Origin of the sequence: Streptomyces sp. NPDC059037 (genome assembly GCF_042740015.1) — a bacterium.
Classification (GTDB): domain Bacteria; phylum Actinomycetota; class Actinomycetes; order Streptomycetales; family Streptomycetaceae; genus Streptomyces.
On sequence record NZ_JBHYIG010000516.1, the window covers coordinates 1 to 1908 of the forward strand.

At 71.7% G+C, this 1908-nt stretch carries 3 protein-coding genes; 1 reads left to right on the forward strand and 2 read right to left on the reverse strand.

Annotation, left to right across the window (positions count from 1 at the left end; translation table 11 throughout):
* Positions 1 to 110: 110 nt before the first annotated feature.
* Entirely contained in the window at positions 111 to 539 is a 429-nt protein-coding gene (locus ACFWY6_RS45300) for an SRPBCC family protein (protein WP_266869173.1), read from the reverse strand.
* 301 nt (positions 540 to 840) lie between these two features.
* Here ACFWY6_RS45300 and ACFWY6_RS45305 point away from each other — a divergent pair, with 301 nt between their 5' ends.
* Positions 841 to 1656, forward strand: a complete 816-nt coding sequence (locus ACFWY6_RS45305; protein ID WP_384703746.1) for a putative protein N(5)-glutamine methyltransferase — start codon at positions 841 to 843, stop codon at positions 1654 to 1656.
* Between the two features lie 20 nt (positions 1657 to 1676).
* Here the strand turns inward: ACFWY6_RS45305 and ACFWY6_RS45310 are convergent, their stop codons facing one another.
* Positions 1677 to 1865 carry a hypothetical protein gene (locus ACFWY6_RS45310; RefSeq protein ID WP_135331802.1) on the reverse strand — a complete coding sequence of 63 codons (189 nt, stop codon included), beginning with the start codon at positions 1863 to 1865 and terminating at the stop codon, positions 1677 to 1679.
* Between the last annotated feature and the right edge of the window lie 43 nt (positions 1866 to 1908).

A 1908-nucleotide genomic window follows, 5' to 3' on the forward strand; every position in this document is an offset into this window, starting at 1 on the left:
CCTCGCGGGCTCCCGGGGGGGGGGTTTGGTTTTACCCCCCCCCCCGGGTTGGGGCGGGGGCCCCCCGCATTTGTGGGGGGGGCCCCCTGGCTGTGTGTGCCGGGCGGGGTTCAGGTCACCAGGCCGCCCAGTTTGCGCAGCGACTCCGTCAGCGCCGCCGTCGCCGAGTCCTTGAGCTTGCCCGCCATCAGGGAGACCGCCGCGCCCGTGAACTCCCCGTCGATGCGCACCGTTGTCGCGTCCCCGTCGGGGGTGAGGCTGTAGCGGGTGCCGACGTTCACGCCCATCGGGCCCTTGCCCCGGATCGCCAGGGTGCGGGAGCTCTCCAACTCCTCGATCGTCCATGCGACCTCGGCCGGGAAGCCCATCAGCTTCATGTTCTCCGCGAAGGTGCCGCCGACCTCCAGCGTGGTGGGGCCGCCCTTGGGGAAGCTGGTGTGGGTGGCGTTCCATTCGCCGTACGAGGAGAAGTCGGTGAGTTGGGCCCAGACCTTCTCGGCGGGCGCCTCGATCCGTGCTTCCGCGCTGACTTCGGCCATGCGACGACCCCTTCTCGTTGAGCGCTGCGGCGGGGCGCAGCTGCGGTGTCGCGGAACGTAGCCGCAGGGCCTCGAACATTCAATACTGATGAACCGTCAGATCCGTGGCGGGGTGCGCCGATGCCGCCGGGATGCGGGTCGGGTACTGTGGCCGTCCCCTGCGAACGACGCAGTGGAGACGGAACGAGGAGGTGAGACCCATTACCGCAGTAGCAGGTCGGGTGCTCCCCTCTCGCGACCGCGCGGTTCACCCGGCATAGGTGACCGAGGGAGCCCCACAGGCATCCCGAAAGGTTCTTTCATGTCGGCTTCACCGTCATCACCCGCGTCACCGTCCCTGTCCTCGCCCACCACGGCCGCTGTCGTCGCCGCGCTGCGCGCCGCCGGCTGTGTCTTCGCCGAGGACGAGGCGGAGTTGCTCATCTCCACGGCCCACGACCCCGCCGAACTCGCCGCCATGGTGGACCGGCGCGTCACCGGCCTGCCCCTCGAACACGTCCTGGGCTGGGCGGAGTTCTGCGGACTGCGGATCGCCGTGGACGCGGGGGTCTTCGTGCCGCGACGGCGCACCGAGTTCCTCGTGCGGCAGGCCGCCGAGTCGGCGCGACCCGGAGCGGTCGTCGTCGATCTGTGCTGCGGATCGGGCGCGCTGGGGGCCGCGTTGGGCGCGGCCGTCGAGAGGGTTGAGCTGTACGCCGCCGACATCGACCCCGCCGCGGTGCGCTGCGCCCGGCGCAACGTCGCCGGCATAGGCGCCGAGGTCTACGAGGGCGATCTCTACGCACCGCTGCCCGCCGCACTCCGTGGCCGCGTCGACATCCTGCTGGCCAACGTCCCCTACGTACCCACCGAAGAGGTCGGCCTGCTCCCGCCGGAAGCCCGGATCCACGAGGCGCGGGTGGCGCTCGACGGCGGCGCCGACGGGCTCGACGTGCTGCGCCGGGTGACCGCGGACGCCGCGCGCTGGCTGGCCCCCGGCGGCCGGCTGCTGTTCGAGACGAGCGAGCGGCAGGTGCCGTACGCGCTCGAAGCGGTCGCCGACGGCGGTCTCGTGCCGCGGTCGGTGAACGACGACGAGCTGTACGCGACGGTCATCATCGGAACCCGGCAGGCGTAGCCCAGCCGTCCGGCCCGCGCTCAGCCGACCTTGCGGATCACCGCCGCGTCGAACAGGTCGCAGGCCCGGGGGAGTCGGCTCTCGTCGTGGCAGTGCCAGGCTTCCCAGAACAGGTCGGCGGGCAGCGCGTCGTCCGGGGCGTACACCCGGTACACGTACTGCCTGCCGTCGATGGCCGGCAGAGCGACCATCCAGCACCTGCTCTCCATGCCCGAAAGACGATCGACGGGGGGGCGATGGTTGGGGCGCCCA

Excerpts from the sequence above, each read along its gene's own strand:
- ACFWY6_RS45300 (WP_266869173.1), bottom strand. The coding sequence starts at position 539 with ATGGCCGAAGTCAGCGCGGAAGCACGGATCGAGGCGCCCGCCGAGAAG.
- ACFWY6_RS45305 (WP_384703746.1), top strand. The coding sequence starts at position 841 with ATGTCGGCTTCACCGTCATCACCCGCGTCACCGTCCCTGTCCTCGCCC.
- ACFWY6_RS45310 (WP_135331802.1), bottom strand. The coding sequence starts at position 1,865 with ATGGAGAGCAGGTGCTGGATGGTCGCTCTGCCGGCCATCGACGGCAGG.